We start from the raw sequence: 20,036 nt of genomic DNA, 5'->3' as shown, positions 1-20,036 counted from the left end.
GCGGACCGGACGGGACTCGAACCCGCGACCTCCGGCGTGACAGGCCGGCATTCTAACCAACTGAACTACCGGTCCGCTGAATACAATGCGGATCACACATTGTCGAATTTCCGATGAAGAACTGGCGGACCGGACGGGACTCGAACCCGCGACCTCCGGCGTGACAGGCCGGCATTCTAACCAACTGAACTACCGGTCCGCTGCATTCTTCTTTTACGTGTCCCCATCACTCGAAACGCATTTCGCGTAATGGTGGGTGGTACTGGGCTCGAACCAGTGACCCCCAGCTTGTAAGGCTGGTGCTCTTCCAACTGAGCTAACCACCCGTGGTCACGTGGCGCTGCATTCTACAGAGAGACTGTGGAAAGTCAACCGATTACATTCATCTGATTCGTTCACTTGCCTGCATGGCAGCGGCCACGACACGCGCCGCCTCCTTGATCAACGCTGCCTGATCATGCCCGGCTCGTCGTCGCGGCTGCCAGTCATGATCACCATCGTCAAGAAAATGCACGTGCGCCGTCGCCGGCAAGGCATATTCACGCACTTCGCTCTCCCCCCCGAACGGGTCCCGCGTGCCTTGCAACACCCAGGTTGGGCAGGTCAGATTCGGCCAATGCGCCAGTCGCGTGCGCTCGGGCTTGCCGGGCGGATGAAATGGATAGCCGAACAATGCCAGGCCCGCCGCTTGATCGCGTGCCGCCAGCAGACTCGCCACGCGCCCGCCCATCGACTTGCCACCCAGCCACAGCGACGATGGTGTGTCGTCGGCGAGTGGGATCAACGCGTCGCGCCATACGGCCAGCTCGTCGACCAAACGCTCGACACGCGGCGGTGGGCGCCGACGCTCTTCGTGCCATATCCGCTGCATGTAAGCGAAATCGATGGCCCAAACCTGCACGCCATGCAGCGCCAGTGACTCGCGCAAGCGCTGCATGAAGGGCGATGTCTGCCCTGCCCCGGCGCCATGGGTCAGCAACAAGCGCCCCACACGCGGCTCGCCACGCACTTCCAGAGGGCCAAGGTCGTCCAGATAAAAATACTGCGACGCGACGCCGGGCGAGACGCCGCTCTCGTGCAGTGACGTCAGTGAGCGTGGCGTCGCGGCATAGGCATGCTCGAAGCTCATATCAGCCAGTTCTCATTAGGTAGCAGGGTGCGTCACTATGCAGCTTTGACGGGGTTCACGCGCTCCCCTAAGGTAGGCGCGTCCTAGGAGAAAACGCCATGACCGACGACACCGCCATTCCGGCCTCGCCGATGCATGCCCATTGTCAGACATGCCGGCTCAATTCGCTGTGTCTGCCGCTGGCGCTGGGACTCGACGATCTCGACGATTTCGACGCCATCATCCGGCGGCGCGCGCCCCTCAAGCGTGGGGAAACGCTTTTCGATGCCACGACCCCGTTCACCCATCTTTTCGCGGTGCGCTGCGGCAGCCTCAAGCAAAGCGTCGCGCAAGCCCACGGCGAGGAGCGCATCACCCACTTTTACCTGCCTGGCGAACTCGTCGGTCTGGATGGTCTCGCCAGCGGTGGCCATCCGGGACGCGTCGAAGCGCTGGAAACCACGGCCGTATGCGCGATTCCCTTCGCTCAACTGGACCGCCTCTCCGTTGATCTGCCCGAGCTGCGCCATGCGCTCTACCGCAGCATGAGCCGCGAGCTTCACGACGACCGACACTGGCTTTGTCGGCTCGCCGGCCACACCGCCGAGGCACGCCTCGCCAGCTTCATCATCGACGTGTCGCGCCGCTTCCAGCGCTGTGGTTTCTCCCCCACGCGCTTTCGCCTGCCCATGGCGCGTGCCGATATCGGCAATCATCTCGGCCTGGCGGTAGAAACCATCAGCCGTTTGATGAGCCGTTTTCAGCAGGCCGGGTTGCTGCGAGCAGCACGCCGCGAAATCACGTTGCTCGAGCATGAGCGCCTCGCTGCCGTAGCGCGCAGCGAGACGTCGCTTCGGGAGTGAGCGTCACGCCTCGCGGGTCAGCACGTCGAGTGTCTCGATGCGCTTGCTCTGGAACTCGCGTTGCTTGTCTTCCAGCCCCTCGAAATCGAAGAGGTTGCGGTCGGCCAGCTGCGACGGCGCCACATTGGTGACCGACTTGAACATCGCCTCCAGGCGCCCGGGGTGTTTCTCCTCCCACTCCGCGAGCATCTCCTTGACCACCTGGCGCTGAAGATTGGGCTGCGAACCGCACAGATTGCAGGGAATGATCGGAAACTCGCGCCATTCGGCATACTCGGCAATATCGGCCTCACGGCAATACGCCAAGGGCCGAATGACGACATTCTTATTGTCGTCGGAGAGTAGCTTGGGGGGCATCGACTTAAGCGTGCCGCCGAAGAACATGTTGAGAAACAATGTCTCCAGCATGTCCTCGCGGTGATGGCCCAGCGCGATTTTGTTGGCACCGATCTCTTCGGCGAAGCCATACAGCGTGCCACGCCGCAATCGCGAGCAAAGCGCGCAGGTGGTCTTTCCTTCCGGGGTTTTCTCCTTGACCACCGAATAGGTATCACGCTCGACGATGTGGTAAGGCACGCCCACGCCATCCAGATATTCGGGCAACACGTGCTCAGGGAATCCCGGCTGTTTCTGGTCGAGATTGACGGCCACCAGCTCGAACGAGACCGGCGCATTACGCTGCAGGTTCATGAGGATATCCAACATGGTGTAGGAATCCTTGCCCCCCGAGAGGCATACCATGACCTTGTCGCCGTCGCGGATCATCCCGTAGTCGACGATGGCGTTTCCCACCTGGCGCCGCAGGCGTTTTTGCAACTTGTTGAATGCCAGTTTGTCTTGGCCAGTGAGTGCGTGCATGACGATAACGCTTTGACCTGCCGTGGTAAGTGAATCCTCTCATGTTACCACCGCAGGTCATCACGACGAAGTGTCGGCCCTGGACGCTCAGGCACTGATCGCGCGTCCGTGATACAAGCGCAGATACATCAGCGCCGTAGTCACGGCATCGCCCAACGCCGTATGGCGCCCCATGATCGGCACGCCCAAGGCCTCACTCATGGCCTCGAAACGCACATCCGGCTCAATGTCCGGCTGCACGCGCCGGCGTTCACGCGCATACAGCCGGCAGACATCCAGCGTCCGGTTGGGCAGGTCGAACCCTGTACGCGGGCGCAGGTGACGATTGATGACCGCGACGTCGTAATCGATGCACCAGCCAACCAACGGACGATTGCCGATGAAGTCGAGCAAACGATCGAGTGCATCGCCCAGCGCCTCGCCACCCCACAGATCGACGCCGCGCAAGCCATGAATGCGGATGGAGTTGCCCGACAGGCTCTCCGGTCGCTGCAGGCGCAGGTCCAGCGACTCGCTGGTCAGGACATGCCCATCGCGTATCTTGACCGCCGCTAGTGCCACTAACTCCGCGCGTCGCGGGTCCAGGTCGGTCGTCTCGCAGTCCAGGGCGATGACCTCGCTGCCGCAATACGGCTCGAAGCGCCAGGCGTGATGCCCGCCCAACTGGCGGCGCCGATCACCGGCACGACGTAATGCTTTTATCATCGCAACCTCCCCCCATGCCTCTGACGATAGCCCGCGCGCGCTGCCTCGGCCACTCGCCTCTATGCCTCTCGTGATCTCAATATTCGAGATGAAAACGCTGCGACAAGCGTTGCTTGAATTCCTTGACCGTATGCAACGCCTCGCGCAACAAGTCACGCTCGAAACCACTGAGACGCTGCACGATCACGTGATTGGGCTCTTGTGACGTAGCGTTACTTTCAAGGCTTTCCAATTGCTGGCGCAGCCGCAGTTCGGAGAACAACGCCATGGCTTCGCCCAGATCGTCGGCGAAAGGGCGGTCGAGGCGGCCGTCGTCGACCAAGGCATCGAGACGCGCAAACGTCGAGGTGGCGGCGACACGGCGTTCCAGCGCCAACGTGCGTACGCCATGTACGATGGGAAAAAGCCCGCCTTTCTTGATATCGATGCCATGCTCCGGGCGCTTGAGGGTGCCAAACAGGGTCAGCGGCGTGGAGTAGCGCAACACGCCCCGAGCGAAGTACGAGAGAAGCAACTCATCGTGGGAACCGCGCGCGAATAAGTGCTCACGGAGCCCTTCGAGCAAGCTCGCGTTGCCGGCGATGGCATGGGCGTCGAGCATGATGGCGAGATTCATCAGCGAATCCGGATCGCGGCTTGAAGCCCAGCGGGCGATCTTGCCGCGCCATGCCGACTCGCTCGCCACCCACTGCGGATTGGAGACCATGATGTTGCCCGGACATGGCGGATAGCCGAGTCTGCCCAGTGTGTCGGTCAAGCTCCCCATGGCCTCCTCGAGACCCGGCCAATCACTGCCATCGGCCAGGATCAGAGCATTGTCCTGATCGGTCTTGAGGATCTGCTCGCCGCGCCCTTCACTGCCCATGACCAGTAAGCATGATTGCTCCAGCTGCGTTTCAGGCATCAGGAAACGAAACGCCTTATGGATGATGCGCCCATTGAGCGCCGCCAGCAGCTCCATGGCGAAACGTAGCTTCACCCCTTGCGCCATCAACGCATGAATCAGTTGTGGCAGTCGCGCACTGGCATGCGCCAGGGCATCGATATCTTCGGCTTGCTCGATCTGCAGGCTGACGACATGGGCACGGCTCGAAAAATAGCCCAGCACATCGGTCAATTCGACAACGCCCACCGCCTGCGCCCCTTCCATCACCACGACACGCGCCACTTCATGACGCGTCATGCTTACCAACGCGGTAAAGAGATAGTCATCGGCATGCGAGGTAATCAGCGTGAAATGCGCGATGCCGCCCACCTCGGCGGAATGCGGCAAACCTTGCTGAACCAGCGCATCGAGCAGGTCGGTCTTGGTGACCATGCCACAGCGTCCCGCATGACTGACCAGCAAGCTGTCCGCATGGCACTCACGCAATTGCGTAACGGCCTCGGCAATCGTGGTACGCCCCTCGACCACCACAGGCTCGCGCATGCACTCCGCCACCCGGGCCAGCATGAAGCGCGCCATGCTCATGCCCCCCTCCGCCCGCCGCTGAAGCACATCGTGTGCCTTTTCTGCCAGATGCTGGTGGAAGAAGTCGTCGAAGGCGGGATAGGCGTTACAGATCTCCTCAAAAAGCGCTCGCGGCAGCAAATAGCACAGGCTTTCCTGTTCGACCTGAAATCTATAACGGCTCGTACCATTGAGGATGCTGATCGCACCGAACAGATCACCCGCAGTGTAATGACCGATGCGTCGGTCCCCCTCGCTGGCATTGAGGTCGAGCTCGGCCACTTCGCCCTTGTGAATCAGGAACACATACTCACCCCGCTGACCGGCATCGAGTATCACCTCGCCCTCATTGAAATAGGCGAGATCGACGCCGTCCCGGACACGCTGCCGCCCTGGTTCATCGAGTAGATTGAAAGGTGGCTGTGTGAGGTTGATATCGACCATGGTAGTACCCTCGTCCTGTGCCGGCCCTGGCACGACTTGGTGTCATCATTACCGCTTCATGTTCCTTATACTTTTCGGTAACACGGCCGAAAGATGCTTACCATATTACGCGTTCGAGGATAGCAAAGCCGATTTTTATTACGACACATAGACTATCGTTCTACGCTGAAACCACGCCCCAAAAAAGCCATTGCCTGATGCCCCACAAGACTCGCTGACGTCTTTTTTATAAGCCTGCTACGAATCCTTGGCTCCCCTCACAACCCAATGAAAAGCATGATAATTCAAAAAATGACTCTTTAAACTAATGGCTTGATACCAAAGTATGGGATTCTTTTTTCTCCGTCATTGGCCACTATCATCAGCATGGCTTTCAAGGCAATCCCAGGTAGTTAACACTCACTAGACAGCGCCGTCATTGTCGATAAAAGTCTAGCGCCACTATCGTATCAATGACGTCACCCTACAGAATGTTCTATACCTGCGATTGCTTTGAAGCGTTTCGCATACACTCATCACAACACCCACATATCCCTATCAGTGGAGAGCGACACCATGGCAGATGAAAAAACCAATGCCGAGGCTTACTGGAAAGCCAACGTGCGTCTAATAACCGGTTGCCTCATCGTTTGGGCACTGGTCTCTTACGGCTGCGCGATCCTTCTGCGCCCCCTGCTGTCTAGCATTCCCATCGGTGGCACTGACTTGGGCTTCTGGTTCGCTCAACAGGGCTCAATTCTGACGTTCATTGGCCTGATCTTCTTTTACGCCTGGAAGATGAACCGGCTAGACAAGCAATTCGGACTCGAGGAGTAAGCCAGCATGAGTCAATTTGCCATCAATATCCTGTTCGTCGGCGCTTCCTTCGCTCTATACATTGGTATCGCCATCTGGGCCAAGGCGGGCTCGACCAAAGACTTCTACGTAGCCGGCGGCGGCGTACACCCGATCACCAACGGTATGGCGATCGGGGCTGACTGGATGTCCGCCGCATCCTTCATTTCCATGGCGGGCCTCATCGCCGCCGGCGGTTACGCCAACTCCACCTTCCTGATGGGCTGGACGGGCGGTTATGTGCTGCTGGCCCTGCTTCTGGCGCCTTATCTGAGAAAATTCGGCAAGTTCACGGTGCCCGAATTCATCGGCGACCGCTTCTATAGCAAGACTGCACGTATGGTGGCAGTCGTCTGCCTGATCGTGGCTTCCCTGACCTACGTCATAGGCCAGATGGCCGGCGCTGGCGTAGCGTTTTCACGCTTCCTGGAGGTCGATGCAACCACCGGCCTAATCATCGCCGCCGTCGTGGTGTTCTTCTATTCCGTGCTAGGTGGCATGAAAGGCATCACTTACACGCAGGTGGCTCAGTACATCGTACTGATCATTGCCTATACCATTCCGGCGGTCTTCATTTCGCTAGAGCTGACCGGCAATCCGCTTCCGCCACTGGGCCTGTTCTCCGACCACAACGCTTCGGGTCAGCCGCTGCTCGCCAAGCTCAACGAAGTAGTGACCGCACTGGGCTTCGATGCCTACACGGCGATGGTGGACAACAAGCTCAACATGGTGTTGTTCACGCTCTCGCTGATGATCGGGACCGCTGGCCTACCGCACGTCATCATGCGCTTCTTCACCGTTCCCAAGGTGGCGGACGCACGCTGGTCCGCCGGCTGGGCACTGGTGTTCATCGGCCTGCTCTACCTGACCGCGCCGGCCGTGGCCTCCATGGCACGCTTGAACCTGATGACCACCATCTACCCCGACATGGCCGGTCAGGTCGAGAATTACGACGCCGCTGCCGCCAATCCCATCGCCTACGAAAATCGGCCGGAGTGGATTCGGACCTGGGAAGAAACAGGACTGATCACCTTCGAGGACAAGAACAACGACGGCAACATCCAGTTCTACAACGATGGTGCCGACTTTTCCGAGCGCGGTTGGGAAGGCAACGAATTGACCGTCAACAACGACATCCTGGTACTGGCCAACCCGGAGATCGCCAACCTACCACCCTGGGTGATCGGGCTGATCGCCGCCGGTGGCCTGGCAGCGGCACTCTCCACCGCGGCCGGGCTACTATTGGCCATCTCCTCGGCGATCAGTCATGACTTGATCAAGGGGGCCATCAATCCACGCATAACGGAACGAGGGGAATTACGAGCAGCTCGTATCTCGATGTCGGTCGCCATCGTGGTCGCCACTTATCTGGGCGCCAATCCGCCAGGCTTCGCGGCTCAGGTCGTGGCATTGGCCTTCGGTATCGCCGCGGCCTCGCTATTCCCGGTGTTGATGATGGGCATCTTCTCCAAGCGGGTTAACAACAAAGGGGCCGTCTCCGGGATGCTGGCCGGCTTGATCTTTACCTTGATCTACATCTTCGTCTACAAGGGCTGGTTCTTCATTCCTGGCACCAATAACTTGGCGGACACACCCGAAAACTGGGTATTGGGTATCTCCCCGCTGTCGATTGGTGCGGTGGGCGCGATCATCAACTTCGCGGTGGCCTACCTCGTTTCCAAATTATCCGAGGAACCACCTCGGGAGATCCAGGAACTGGTAGAAAGCGTGCGCTATCCCAAAGGTGCTGGTGGTGCTAGCAACCACTAAGCCATAATACCCATCGGCCCGGCGGGTCCGGGCCACGGGATCACACTATCGGGCTTCCCAGGGGGAGGCCCGATTTCGTTGCAGGGAGACATTATGATTTGGCAATTGATCGCGGCGATATTTGCCGGCCTCGGCGCGGCGGGGATCGGGTTGATCCTGCGGCAGCTCAGTGGCAAGCGCTTGCCCCGCTGGATCGTGCCGGCACTAGCAGGCGTGGGGATGCTCAGCTATCAGATCTACTATGAATACAACTGGCTGACTTCCAAGCAGCAGCAACTGCCCGGCTCCGCCGAGGTCGTCGATGTCGAATATGATTCGATGTTCTGGCGTCCCTGGACGTATCTGTACCCCTTACCCGTCGCCTTCGAGGTGATCGATCGCGATCACCTACGCACCACCGAGGCCAACGGCCAGCGCATGGTGGAATTCATCCTCTACCGTTTCGAGAAACAATTCACGGACCGCGTGAGCCATCAAGCCTACCTGATGAATTGCAGCAAACGACAATGGGTGCCCCTGATCGGTGACGAGCGCCAACCGGACACCTCCGCGCTACGCGAGATTGGCGCCGACGCGCCGCTGTACCAGGCTCTATGTGAAACGCCCTGAGCGTAAGGACGACTGACGCGCACCAGCGGATTACCCTAGAATGGCGGCAGACATAGGGGAGAGAGCATGTTTGCTGGCTGGCTACTGATCGTCGTATCGCTGATCTACATCGCTGTATTGTTTGCCATCGCTTGGCGTGGCGACAGCCAGGCCAAGCGCCATGGACCAGGCAGGCGACGCCCCATCGTCTACAGCCTCGCGCTGGCAGTCTACTGTACGTCGTGGACGTTCTATGGCGCCGTCGGCGAGGCTGCCACGGCTGGCTGGTCCTTCGCCAGCATCTTTGTCGGCCCAATCCTGACCTTCCTGTTGTTCTGGCCCGTTCTGGCCAAGATGATCCGCGTCGCCAAACGCCAGAACGTCACGTCGATCGCCGACTTCATCGCCTCGCGCTATGGCAAGACCCAGTCGTTGGCGGCGTTCGCCAGCCTGGTGGCCTTGATCGGTACGCTGCCCTACATCGCCTTGCAGCTCAAAGCCGTCGCCTCCGCCTTCACCGTACTGACCGACAGCGGCGACCTGACCCGAGCGCCTGTGTTCGGCGATACGGCCTTCTATATCGCAGCCGTCATGGCACTGTTCGCCATTCTCTTCGGAACGCGACATACCGATGCCACCGAGCATCACGAGGGCCTGATTCACGCCATCGCCTTCGAATCGGTGGTCAAGCTGGTGGCATTTCTGGTACTCGGCGCCTATGTCACCTGGGGCATGTTCGATGGCCTCGGCGACCTGTTCGGTCGCGCCGATACCTATCTGGAATTGCAGCGCCAGTTGACAGAGCAAGATTTCGGTCACGGTTTCTGGGCTCAGACGCTACTCGCGATGCTGGCGATCTTCTGCTTGCCTCGCCAGTTCCACCTCGCCGTGGTGGAAAACACCCATGCGGACGACGCCAAACGCGCCCGCTGGCTATTCCCACTGTATCTGGCCGCCATCGGTTTCTTCGTGCTACCTATCGCGGCGGCGGGCCTGACGGTATTCCCTGAGGGCAACGTCAATCCCGACACTTTCATGCTTGCGCTGCCCATGGCCGGCGGCAACGAATGGCTAGGACTGCTCACCTTCATCGGCGGGCTCTCGGCGGCAACCGGCATGGTCATCATGGCCGCCGTGGCGGTGTCGATCATGATTTCCAACGAAATCATCATCCCGCTGCTGTTCCGTCTACGCTGGTTCGTCACCGAAGGCGACTACGCCAAGCTGGTGCTCCGTGCGCGACGCGCGACCATCGTCGTCATCCTGCTGCTGGCCTACATTTTTTATCGCCTGATCGCCGAATACAGCACTCTGGCCTCGACGGGCATGTTGTCGTTCGCTGCGGCCGCCCAGTTCGCACCTGCCTTACTGGGCGGACTTTACTGGAAACGTGGCAATCGCCTCGGTGTCATTGCCGGCATGAATGTCGGGTTCGCGGTATGGGCCTATACCCTGCTGCTACCGTCACTGGTCCAGGCCGAATTGCTACCGTTGACCTGGCTGACCAACGGCCCACTAGGAATCGACTGGTTAGCGCCGACGCATCTTTTCGGACTCAACGTCGGCGACAGCTTCACCCATGGCGTGATGCTCTCGCTGGGGCTCAATCTGTTCTGCTATATCTTCGTCTCGCAGATCACGCCGCAGCGCGTCGTCGAGCGCATCCAGGCCTCGCTGTTCGTCGATAGCATCGAAACTCGACAGACATCGGTTAACCGCCCCTGGACCGGCGCCACCACAGTGGGCGATCTCAAGGTGCTGTGCGAGCGCTTCCTGGGCACCGGTCAGGTACAGCGCGCCTTCGAGGACTACTCCCGCCGCGGCGGCCAATCCGTGGACGACAACACCCGCGCCTCGATCGACGTCATCCAGTTCACCGAGCGTTTGTTGTCCTCAGTACTCGGGGCGTCCTCGGCACGCATCGTGGTCAACTCCGCGCTTCAAGGGCGTGGCATCGGCATCTCGGATGTCATATCGATCGTCGACGAAGCCTCGCAGGTGCTGGAGTTCAACCGCGCGTTGCTGCAGGCGACCATCGAGAACATCAACCAAGGCATCAGCGTGGTCGACCAGAACGCGCGCCTGGTGGTCTGGAACCAGCGCTATCTGGAACTGTTTCGCTTCCCCGACAACCTGATCCGTGTCAACGCACCGTTCGACAAGATACTACGCTACAACGCGCATAACGGTGAATACGGTCCCGGCGACCCCGAAGAGCACGTCGAACTCTTGATGGACAACATTCGCCAGGGGCAACCACACCGCTACGTGCGCTATCGTCAGGATGACAGCGTGCTCGAGGTTCAGGGCAACCCCATGCCCGGCGGTGGTTTCGTCTACACCTATCAGGACATCACCCAGCAAAAGCGCACTGAAGAGGCGCTGATCCGCTCCGAAAACAACATTCGCATCTATACCGACAACGTACCGGCGCTGATCGCTTATTTCGATAAGGAATGCCGTTACCTCTTCACCAACCGCGCTTACGAAGCGGCGATGGGCATCGACCGCAACGAGGCGATCGGTGAGCGCTTCGATCACGTCATGCCCGCCCAGGTCATTCGCGAGCGCTCGCCATGGATGCATCGCGCCCTGGCCGGCGAGCGAGTAAGCTTCGAAATATCGCAGGACGACGGCGACGGCGGCGTGCGTTACATGCTGGTGACCTACACGCCCCACTTCGGCGAAGGCGAGAGCGTACTCGGGTTCTTCGCCCTCTATCAGGACATCACCGAGCGTCGCCTCGCCGAAATCGCCTTGCGTGAAACCAACGAAAATCTCGAGGAACGCGTCCGCGAGCGGACCCAGGCGCTGTCGGAGGCCAACGCGGCCCTGCGCCAGGAAAACCGCGTGCGCGCCGAGGCCGAGTCGGCGTTGCGCCAGGCCAAGCAGGTCGCCGAGGAGGCCAACGCCTCGAAGACACGCTTTTTGGCCGCCGCCAGCCATGACCTCCTCCAACCGCTCAACGCCGCGCGTCTATTCACCTCGGCATTGGGACAGCAAGTCGAGGCCGATGAACTGCGCCATACCATCGGCCATATCGACAACTCTCTGCAGGCCGCCGAGGAGCTTTTGAGCACGCTGCTCGACATTTCCAAACTCGATGCCGGCGCCCTGACGCCACGCCGTTCGCAGTTTCCTCTGACTGATATCCTGCGCCCGCTGCGCGCCGAGTTCGAAGTCATGGCAGCAGATCGCGGCCTCGACCTGGATGTTGTCGCCACCGGCACCTGGGTGGACAGTGACCCCCAGATGCTGCGCCGCATCGTGCAGAACTTCCTCTCCAACGCACTGCGCTATACCCAGCAAGGGCGTGTGCTGATGGGTTGCCGGCGTCAGGGCGAGCATTTGAGCATCGAGGTCTGGGATACCGGGCCGGGGATTCCCGAAGCCAAGCAGGCGGAAATCTTCCAGGAATTTCGTCGCCTCGACCAGGCCTCGCGTCACAAGGAGAGCGAGAAAGGCCTGGGGCTCGGGCTGTCCATCGCCGACCGCATGAGCCGCGTGCTCGAGCATCCCATCAAGATTCGCTCGTGGGAAAACGTCGGCACCGTGTTCTCGGTGTCGGTGCCCCGGGTCGAGGGACGCCAGCAGGAAAAAAGCGCCGAGGATACGCCCACGCGACGTCCCGGCAACAAACTCGCGGGCGCCAGAATCCTGTGTATCGACAACGAGACACTGATCCTTGAGGGCATGAAGGCGATGCTCGATGGCTGGGAGTGCGAAGTCTTCACCGCCACGTCCATCGGTGGCGCCAAGTCGGTGTTACGCCACCTGGACAGCGACCCCGAAGCCATTCTCGCCGACTACCATCTGGACAACGAAGTTACCGGGCTGATGGCTCTGGAAGCGCTTGAGGAACTCTGCGAAGGCCCCGTCCCGGGTATCGTGATCACCGCCGACCGCACCGACGAGGTCGCCGAGGAGATTCGTCGCAATGGCTACCAGTTGCTGCTCAAGCCGGTGCGCCCCGCCGCCTTGCGCGCGCTTTTGACACGCACCCTGCAAGCCAACCGTGCCGCTCGTCAGGATCGCTAGCGTCAGCGACGGACAGCAACGGGAAAAATGATAGTCACACTCAATCGCCTCTTGGGACAACGACTATTGGTCAAGCCAAGGCCTCTAAGTTAACCTTCAGACATTCGATTAACCATGGTTAACTTAGAGTCGCTACCATGCTGAGTACGATTTCCGACAGTGCGATACGCGAGCAAGCGGCATCGGCGCTCAACGGCACGGCCCGACGCTGGGGATGGACGGCCTTCTTCGGTCCCGCGCTGATCGCGGCGGTGGCCTATATCGACCCCGGTAACTTCGCTACCAATATCGAAGCGGGGTCGCGCTACGGCTATACCCTGCTGTGGGTGGTACTCGCCGCCAACTTGATGGCCATGCTGATCCAGACCTTGTCGGCACGCCTGGGACTCGCCACCGGGCGCAACTTGCCCCAGGTGATTCGCGCGCGCTATCCGCGCCCTGTGGTCTGGTGCTACTGGATACAAGCAGAGATCGTGGCCATTGCCACTGACCTCGCCGAGTTCCTCGGCGCGGCGCTGGCCTTCAATTTGTTGTTCGGGCTATCGCTGATGGAAGGCGCGTTGCTCACCGGGGCGATCACCTACCTGGCGCTGCATCTCTACCGTTACGGCTTCCGGCTCATGGAAATCGTCATCGGCGCGATGATCCTGGCTGTGGCGTGCGGTTTCATCCTCGAGCTAGTGCTCAGCCGACCGGCACCAACGCCCCTGCTCAAGGGGCTGTTGATCCCCGGCTTCCCGGACGGCTATTCACTCTATCTGGCAGCGGGCATACTCGGCGCCACGGTCATGCCACATGTCATCTACCTGCATTCGGCGCTGTCGCAGCAACGGATTCAAGTAAAAGACGACGCTCATCGCTTGCGCTTGATGCGTTACTATCGTCTTGATGTCATCATCGGCATGGCCATCGCTGGCGTGGTCAACATCAGCATGCTGGCCATGGCGGCGGCGGTCTTCCATGCTAATGGACGCCTCGATGTCGCCACTATCAGTGATAGCTATAAATTGCTGGCACCGATGCTGGGTCAGGTCACGGCAAGTCATGTCTTTGGCGCCGCCTTGTTGCTCGCCGGACTGTCGTCGTCCATCGTCGGTACACTCTCCGGGCAGGTGATCATGCAAGGCTTCGTGGCCTTCACGATCCCTCTCTGGCTACGCCGCCTGGTGACCATGTTGCCGGCGCTGGTGATCATCATGCTCGGCGTGTCCGAGCAGAAAGCCCTGGTCGGCAGTCAGGTGATTCTCAGCTTCGGGATTCCATTCGCGCTAATCCCGCTGCTTTTCTTCACCGCCAATCGCCGTATCATGGGTAACTTGGTCAATCACAAATCGGTAACCGTGGTGGGCGGTATCGTGTGCACGTTGATCGTCCTCCTCAACGCGTACGTGCTATTTTCTACGTTCACGGGACACTGAAAGCAGGGGTTGCATGAAGTCTCAGCCCAAGCACGAATATTTCAAACGCGTCCGGCAGGATCATCAGACCGAACTGGTCGAGGATTATGTCGAGGAAATTGCGCACCTGCATACGCAGCTGGGCGAAGCTCGTGCCAGCGATCTGGCCGAGTGTTTCGGCGTCAGCGCAGCGGCAGTGTCAAAAGTCATCGCGCGCTTGAAACGCGACGGGCTTGCCGTCGCTCGCCCCTACCGCGGGATATTCCTGACCGACGAGGGGGACGCACTCGCCAAGCGCGTCATGGCGCGCCACCGAGTCGTCCTCGATGCCTTGCGGGCGCTCGGTGTACCCGAGGAAGTCGCGCGCGCCGACTCCGAAGGCATCGAGCATCACTGCAGTGAAGAAACCGTCAACGCCATGCGAGAATTCCTGCAGCGTCAGCCGCGTCCATAGACCACCGTCTTGCCTACGAGCAACGATACCCACAATCGCAGAAGCCGTTCCCGTGTCTAACGGGAACGGCTTCTTGTCTCTCACATGGCCTTGTGGATCGCCGCCTAGGACTCGACCTTGGGCGGCTCGACCTCGAGCTTCTGCGCGGCGATGACCGCCTGAGTGCGCGAATGCACCCCCAGTTTGCGGAGAATCGCCGTGACATGCGCCTTGATGGTCGCCTCCGACACGTTGAGCTCATAGGCAATCTGCTTGTTGAGCAGGCCTTCGTTCAACATGTTGAGCACTCGGAACTGTTGGGGTGTCAACGAGGCGATGGCTTCGGCGAAGCGCGCTTCATCTTCATTCGATTCCCCGAGAACATCGGCCATCGCCTCGGGCAACCAGACCTCCCCTTCGAGCACCTCACGGATCGCTTCGGCGATAACATCCAGCGATGAGGACTTGGGAATGAAACCCGACGCGCCGTAGTCGATGGCACGACGTACCACCGGCGGCTCCTCGCTGCCCGAGATGACGACCACAGGCACTTCGGGCGACTGACCGCGCAGTTGGATCAACCCCGAAAAGCCATGCGCACCCGGCATGTGCAAGTCGAGCAGGATAAGATCGGCATCTGGATGGCGCATCACCATGTCGGTGGTCGCCTCCATAGTGTCGGCTTCGACGATCTCCGCCTGTGGCGCTACTTGGCGCAACGCCTGGTTGAGCGCGGCACGAAACAGCGGGTGGTCATCGGCGACGATGAATTTCTGGGCAAAAGCCATTGTGTCTCCTCCGGATCCCCCTGGAGCGAACGGTCGTGCCGCGATTGTCATCGGCAAGCATTAGGTTCACTTCTTGTTTTCAGCATGTTACCCCATGCTGTAGACAATACCCAAGCCTTGCGTCGACGCACCCCCGAACGTTCCTGGTGGCACGAAAAAGCCGGCCATCGGCCGGCGGAAGTCGGGTGGGCACCCGAGGCGAGCTGGCGTGCCGCCCCGTGTCGAACGAACCGACGCTGGATACCCACCTCAACACGTGTCAACGATTAGCGCGATGCTCGATCAACTCATCGACCACGCTCGGATCAGCCAGCGTACTGGTGTCACCCAGGCCTTCGCACTCATTGGCGGCGATCTTGCGCAGAATACGCCGCATGATCTTGCCGGAACGTGTCTTCGGCAGCCCCGGCGCCCACTGAATGATATCCGGCGTCGCAATCGGTCCGATATCCTTACGTACCCATTGCGTCAATTCCTTGCGCAGCTCTTCGCTGGGTTCGGCATCATCACTCAGGGTGACATAAATATAGATGCCCTGTCCCTTGATATCGTGTGGGTACCCCACCACAGCTGCTTCGGCCACGCCACTGTGGGCCACCAAGGAGGATTCGATCTCGGCGGTCCCCATGCGGTGCCCGGAGACATTGAGCACGTCGTCGATGCGGCCGGTGATCCAGTAGTAGCCATCCTCGTCGCGACGGCAGCCATCGCCCGTGAAGTAGACACCTTCATAGGGAGAGAAGTACGTTTGCACGAAACGTTCGTGATCGTTCCAGATGGTGCGCGCCTGACCGGGCCAGGAATCGAGGAGTACCAGATTGCCCGAGGTAGCGCCTTCGAGCACATTACCGTCATTGTCGAGCAGCGCCGGCCGCACGCCGAAGAACGGCCGCGTGGCGGAGCCCGGTTTGAGATCGGTAGCCCCCGGCAACGGCGTGATCATGATGCCGCCGGTCTCGGTCTGCCACCAGGTGTCGACGATCGGGCAGCGCGAATTACCGATAACGCGGTAGAACCAGCTCCACGCTTCGGGGTTGATCGGCTCGCCCACCGAACCGAGCACACGCAGGCTGTCACGCCGACTGGAATCCATGATGTTCTCGCCATGCGCCATCAGGGCACGGATGGCGGTCGGCGACGTATATAGGATCGACACCTGGTGCTTGTCGATGATCTCACCGAGGCGCCCGTGCGAGGGATAGCTCGGCACGCCCTCGAACATCAGCGTGGTCGCACCGTTGGCCAGCGGGCCATAGACGATGTAGCTATGTCCGGTGACCCAGCCCACGTCGGCGCTGCACCAGTACACTTCACCCTCGTGGTAGTCGAACACATAGCGATGCGTCAGCGCCGCATAGAGCAGATAGCCCCCGGTGGTGTGCTTGAGCCCCTTGGGACGCCCAGTGGAACCGGAGGTATAGAGAATGAACAGCGCATCCTCGGCGTTCATCTTCTCCGCCGGGCATTCGCTGGACTGGCGCTCGACCCACTCGTGATACCAGGCGTCGCGGTCAGCGTGCCATTCGATCTCGCCGCCAGTGCGACGCACCACCAGTACCTTGTCGACGATCTCAGTGCCATCGCGGGTCATCGCGGCATCGACGTTGTCCTTGAGCGGTACGTGCTTGCCACCACGCACCGACTCGTCGGCGGTGATGACCACCCGCGACTGGGCATCGACCACGCGCTGAGCCAGAGCATCCGGCGAGAAACCGCCGAAGACCACCGAATGGATAGCCCCGATACGCGCGCACGCCAGCATGGCCACCGACGCCTCGGGAATCATCGGCATGTACAGGGTGACGGTATCGCCCTTGGTGACGCCCATTTCCTTGAGCGCGTTGCTCAAGCGGCACACCTCGGCATGCAGCTCGCGGTAGGTGATGGTCTTGTCCTGCCCCGGGTCGTCGCCTTCCCAGATGATCGCCGGCTGATCGCCGCGGGTCTCGAGATGTCGGTCGAGACAGTTGTAGGCGGCGTTGAGCTCACCATCCTCGAACCAGCGGATATCCACGTTGGTGGAGGCGAAGGACGTATTCTTGATCTTGGTCGGCGCCTTGAACCAATCCAGAGACTCGGCCTGTTCCGCCCAGAAGCCTTCGGGGTCGTCGACGGAGCGCTGATAAAGGCTCAGGTACGTCTCGTTGTCCGCCCAGGCATTGGCGGCGAAATCTTCCGCCACCGGGTAGACTTTCTGCTGTTCGGTCATGGCTTCCTCGCAAAGGTCGAGAAATGGATGATCGGCCACACCATTTACGGCGTGACCGTCCAATAATGTATGTCCAGCATATACCCGTAGCCCCCCTGGCGCCCTATTAGACCTTGGTATTATCAATTTTTCTTTTTAATTCATTGAGTTACATCACTTTTGCGCAACGAAACGCAAGCGCTGTCGACAATGTCGGCAATGATAGGCGGTGCCGCGTTGCGCCCGTGCATGGCGCCGCGCGGAAAATCGATGCTCGGTGGCGCATCCACAACGGTAGCAATATGGCGCGGGACTGGCACGCGTGACATCGAAACGATGCGTGGTACGTGGCGGCAAACCGTAGAGCTTTTGCATGACGGTACGCCATTCGTGGCCGTGCGGACGCGCCGGTGGCCCCTCGAGGTGAAAGACCAGCCAATGCGCCATCTCGTGCGGGATCACGTCCACCATGAACGCCTCACGGTTCTCGCGCAGCAGGACCGGATTGAAACGCAGGCCACCACGGGTGAAGTGCGCCTGACCGGCGCCTTTGCCGCGCAGGTCCAACCACACGCCGGGGCGCGGCAGAGAAGGATGAACATCGAGGGCGACGCGCCAAGCCGCCTCGACGCGCGCATGCAGCGCCTCGTGGAGAGCCGGTTCGTCGAGCGACGCCAACCAATCGTTATCGGGAGAGGGCAAGGTGACGGACATCATGGGATGCTAGAATGCCGCCCAACGCGTCAGGCGTCCACCACTCACCGACCGCTCCCTGCAAGAGGCCCATCATGTCCGAGACGTCGCCCCCCATGCCACTGCTCGACGACGCAGCGCTCGAGACCCTCGACGATTTTATGGAATCCGACCAGGTCGACCCCGAAGCGCTCGACTTGATCGGCACGCACGGCTTCCTCGTCGCGCTGGCGATCGCGCCGATCGAAACGCCGGCCACGACTTGGGTCGCCGAATTGTTCCATGGCGAGCCCCAGTTCACCGACGCCACGCAGCGCGAGCAGATCCTCGGCCTCTGCGAGACACTCAAGCAAAACGCCATCGAAGCCCTTGAGCACGGTCATCTACCCGAATTGCCGTTCGATCTCGAGCTGGGCGGAATCGCCCCGGCAGAAACGCCCATCGGCGATTGGTGCACGGGCTTCATGGAAGGCGTGTTTCTCAATGAAGTCGCCTGGTTCGAACACGACGAAGCCCGAGTCGCCGAACTATTGCTGCCCTTCATGGCATTGTCGGGGCTATTCGACGACGAACCCGACATGCACGAGTTGATCGCCGACAGCACCCGGGCCGAGGCACTCGTCAAGCAACTGCCCGAGCTGGTCCTGGACCTCTATCTGCATTACCGCGTCCCCGAGGAAAAACCCAAGCCCACACCACGCAAGAAGAAACCCGCCGGACACCCGGGAGGCAAGAGGCGCCGCTAGAAGAGACTCAACGCAGCCGCGTCATCCAGCCGTTGAGGGTGCCAAAGATCCACTCACGGCAGCGTTGCATCCACGGGCGCCGCTGCCATTGCGCCCAATGGATTTCTTCGCTGGTGGCGAAGTTGCGTTCGAATAGGGCCGCCACGTCGCTGGCAAAACGGCTGTCCTCGACTTCCTGGTTGGCCTCCAGGTTCCACTGCAAGCTCCAGTGGTCGAAATTGCACGAGCCGATCGACGTCCAATCGTCGACCAGTACGAATTTGGCGTGAATGAAAGTCGGCTGGAACTCGTAGATGCGCACCCCGGCCCGCAGGAGCCGTGCGTAGAAACGCTGCCCGGCATAACGAATGCCCGGATGATCGTGGCGCGACCCCGGCAGCAATAGCCGCACGTCTAGCCCCTGGCGTGCAGCACGGATAAGGCGTCGACGCAGGCTGAAGGTCGGCACGAAGTACGGCGTGCATAGCCACAATCGCCGCTCGGCAGTGGCGATACGCTGATGCAACGAATACCGGATCGCCTGGTAACGATGTCCGCGCCCGCTGATCATACGCCCACGCATGCCGCCTGTGAGTGGTGCGATGGGAGGCAGCGATGGCCAGTGACGCGACGGCGCCTTGCGACGCGTCAAGGGCGACTCCCAGAGCTGCGCGAACAGGCCGACCCAGTCCGCGACGACCGGTCCTTCGATACGTACGGCGACTTCATACCACGCCTCGACGAAGGAATCGACGGCGCCGAAACCACCGGTGAATGCCAGTTGCTCATCGACGATCAGCAGCTTGCGGTGATCGCGCGACAGGTTCTTGCCCAATTGATGCCAGGCCAGTGGATTGAAGAAACGCAGCGCCACGCCGCTCTCGCGCAAGCGCTCGCGATCCGCATGCGCGAGTTTCATCGAGCCGTAGCCATCGAGCAGTACCAGCACCGTGACACCCCGCCCAGCCGCCGCGCATAAGGCATCGATCACGCGTGTGGCAAGCGTACCCGACTCCATCAGATACAATTCGAGGTACAGCGTGGTGCGCGCCTCATCAATGGCTGAAAACAAGGCGGGAAGAAAGCGCTTGCCTTCCGGCAACAAGGTAAAACGGTTGCCTACTTGCCAACGTCCGCGCATGGTATCTCCTCGA

General features: G+C 60.5%; 15 protein-coding genes, 3 tRNA genes and 1 pseudogene. 8 read left to right on the top strand and 11 right to left on the bottom strand.

Annotated elements, in window-relative coordinates; genetic code table 11:
• Nucleotide 1: 1 nt before the first annotated feature.
• The 4 genes from RVY79_RS16195 to RVY79_RS16180 all read right to left on the bottom strand — a co-directional run bounded on the left by RVY79_RS16195 (nucleotide 2) and on the right by RVY79_RS16180 (nucleotide 1,129).
• Nucleotides 2–75: transfer RNA gene (locus tag RVY79_RS16195), tRNA-Asp, on the bottom strand.
• 47 nt (nucleotides 76–122) lie between these two features.
• A tRNA-Asp gene (locus tag RVY79_RS16190) sits at nucleotides 123–199 on the bottom strand.
• A gap of 51 nt (nucleotides 200–250) precedes the next feature.
• Nucleotides 251–326: transfer RNA gene (locus RVY79_RS16185), tRNA-Val, on the bottom strand.
• Nucleotides 327–382: 56 nt separating this feature from the next.
• Nucleotides 383–1,129 carry an alpha/beta family hydrolase gene (locus RVY79_RS16180; RefSeq protein ID WP_317465482.1) on the bottom strand — a complete coding sequence of 249 codons (747 nt, stop codon included), beginning with the start codon at nucleotides 1,127–1,129 and terminating at the stop codon, nucleotides 383–385.
• A 98-nt stretch (nucleotides 1,130–1,227) separates the two neighbouring features.
• Between RVY79_RS16180 and fnr the strand changes: the two genes are divergently transcribed.
• Complete coding sequence (gene fnr / locus RVY79_RS16175) at nucleotides 1,228–1,971, top strand: fumarate/nitrate reduction transcriptional regulator Fnr (RefSeq protein WP_317465480.1); 744 nt, start codon at nucleotides 1,228–1,230, stop codon at nucleotides 1,969–1,971.
• A 3-nt stretch (nucleotides 1,972–1,974) separates the two neighbouring features.
• Here fnr and ttcA read toward each other — a convergent pair whose 3' ends face one another.
• The 3 genes from ttcA to RVY79_RS16160 form a co-directional block, all read right to left on the bottom strand.
• On the bottom strand, nucleotides 1,975–2,829 hold the full coding sequence (gene ttcA / locus RVY79_RS16170) for a tRNA 2-thiocytidine(32) synthetase TtcA (protein ID WP_317465479.1): 855 nt from the start codon (nucleotides 2,827–2,829) through the stop codon (nucleotides 1,975–1,977).
• 87 nt (nucleotides 2,830–2,916) lie between these two features.
• Nucleotides 2,917–3,534 carry a 3'-5' exonuclease gene (locus RVY79_RS16165; protein ID WP_317465477.1) on the bottom strand — a complete coding sequence of 206 codons (618 nt, stop codon included), beginning with the start codon at nucleotides 3,532–3,534 and terminating at the stop codon, nucleotides 2,917–2,919.
• A gap of 76 nt (nucleotides 3,535–3,610) precedes the next feature.
• Nucleotides 3,611–5,428 carry a putative nucleotidyltransferase substrate binding domain-containing protein gene (locus tag RVY79_RS16160; RefSeq protein ID WP_317465476.1) on the bottom strand — a complete coding sequence of 606 codons (1,818 nt, stop codon included), beginning with the start codon at nucleotides 5,426–5,428 and terminating at the stop codon, nucleotides 3,611–3,613.
• A 555-nt stretch (nucleotides 5,429–5,983) separates the two neighbouring features.
• On the opposite strand from RVY79_RS16160, the gene RVY79_RS16155 reads away from it, so the two are divergent.
• From RVY79_RS16155 to mntR, 6 genes and pseudogenes are all read left to right on the top strand, one after another.
• Entirely contained in the window at nucleotides 5,984–6,244 is a 261-nt protein-coding gene (locus RVY79_RS16155) for a DUF4212 domain-containing protein (RefSeq protein WP_317465475.1), read from the top strand.
• A gap of 6 nt (nucleotides 6,245–6,250) precedes the next feature.
• Nucleotides 6,251–8,032 (top strand): sodium:solute symporter family protein, encoded by a 1,782-nt coding sequence (locus RVY79_RS16150; RefSeq protein ID WP_317465474.1) that lies wholly within the window; start codon nucleotides 6,251–6,253, stop codon nucleotides 8,030–8,032.
• Nucleotides 8,033–8,125: 93 nt separating this feature from the next.
• On the top strand, nucleotides 8,126–8,641 hold the full coding sequence (locus tag RVY79_RS16145) for a hypothetical protein (protein ID WP_317465472.1): 516 nt from the start codon (nucleotides 8,126–8,128) through the stop codon (nucleotides 8,639–8,641).
• 66 nt (nucleotides 8,642–8,707) lie between these two features.
• Entirely contained in the window at nucleotides 8,708–12,658 is a 3,951-nt protein-coding gene (locus tag RVY79_RS16140) for a NahK/ErcS family hybrid sensor histidine kinase/response regulator (protein ID WP_317465471.1), read from the top strand.
• Nucleotides 12,659–12,795: 137 nt separating this feature from the next.
• Nucleotides 12,796–14,076: an Nramp family divalent metal transporter gene (locus tag RVY79_RS16135; RefSeq protein ID WP_317465470.1), complete on the top strand. Its 1,281-nt coding sequence runs from the start codon at nucleotides 12,796–12,798 to the stop codon at nucleotides 14,074–14,076.
• 10 nt (nucleotides 14,077–14,086) lie between these two features.
• A pseudogene (mntR, locus tag RVY79_RS16130) lies at nucleotides 14,087–14,509 on the top strand (manganese-binding transcriptional regulator MntR); the annotation flags it as partial.
• A 104-nt stretch (nucleotides 14,510–14,613) separates the two neighbouring features.
• Here the strand turns inward: mntR and RVY79_RS16125 are convergent.
• From RVY79_RS16125 to RVY79_RS16115, 3 genes are all read right to left on the bottom strand, one after another.
• Complete coding sequence (locus RVY79_RS16125) at nucleotides 14,614–15,276, bottom strand: response regulator transcription factor (protein ID WP_317465469.1); 663 nt, start codon at nucleotides 15,274–15,276, stop codon at nucleotides 14,614–14,616.
• 259 nt (nucleotides 15,277–15,535) lie between these two features.
• Nucleotides 15,536–17,485, bottom strand: coding sequence for an acetate--CoA ligase (gene acs, locus RVY79_RS16120; RefSeq protein WP_317465468.1), 1,950 nt, complete (start codon nucleotides 17,483–17,485; stop codon nucleotides 15,536–15,538).
• Between the two features lie 153 nt (nucleotides 17,486–17,638).
• A complete protein-coding gene (locus RVY79_RS16115; protein ID WP_317465467.1) occupies nucleotides 17,639–18,181 on the bottom strand; it encodes a SprT-like domain-containing protein in 543 nt (180 codons plus the stop codon).
• A gap of 71 nt (nucleotides 18,182–18,252) precedes the next feature.
• On the opposite strand from RVY79_RS16115, the gene RVY79_RS16110 reads away from it, so the two are divergent.
• Complete coding sequence (locus RVY79_RS16110) at nucleotides 18,253–18,903, top strand: YecA family protein (RefSeq protein WP_317465466.1); 651 nt, start codon at nucleotides 18,253–18,255, stop codon at nucleotides 18,901–18,903.
• A gap of 7 nt (nucleotides 18,904–18,910) precedes the next feature.
• Here RVY79_RS16110 and RVY79_RS16105 read toward each other — a convergent pair whose 3' ends face one another.
• Nucleotides 18,911–20,023, bottom strand: a complete 1,113-nt coding sequence (locus tag RVY79_RS16105; protein WP_317465465.1) for a phospholipase D-like domain-containing protein — start codon at nucleotides 20,021–20,023, stop codon at nucleotides 18,911–18,913.
• Between the last annotated feature and the right edge of the window lie 13 nt (nucleotides 20,024–20,036).

The organism is Chromohalobacter sp. HP20-39 (assembly GCF_033052815.1).
Taxonomy (GTDB): Bacteria; Pseudomonadota; Gammaproteobacteria; order Pseudomonadales; family Halomonadaceae; genus Chromohalobacter.
The sequence above is the reverse complement of the archived record's forward strand: the minus strand, read 5'-3'. Positions and strand labels throughout refer to the sequence as shown.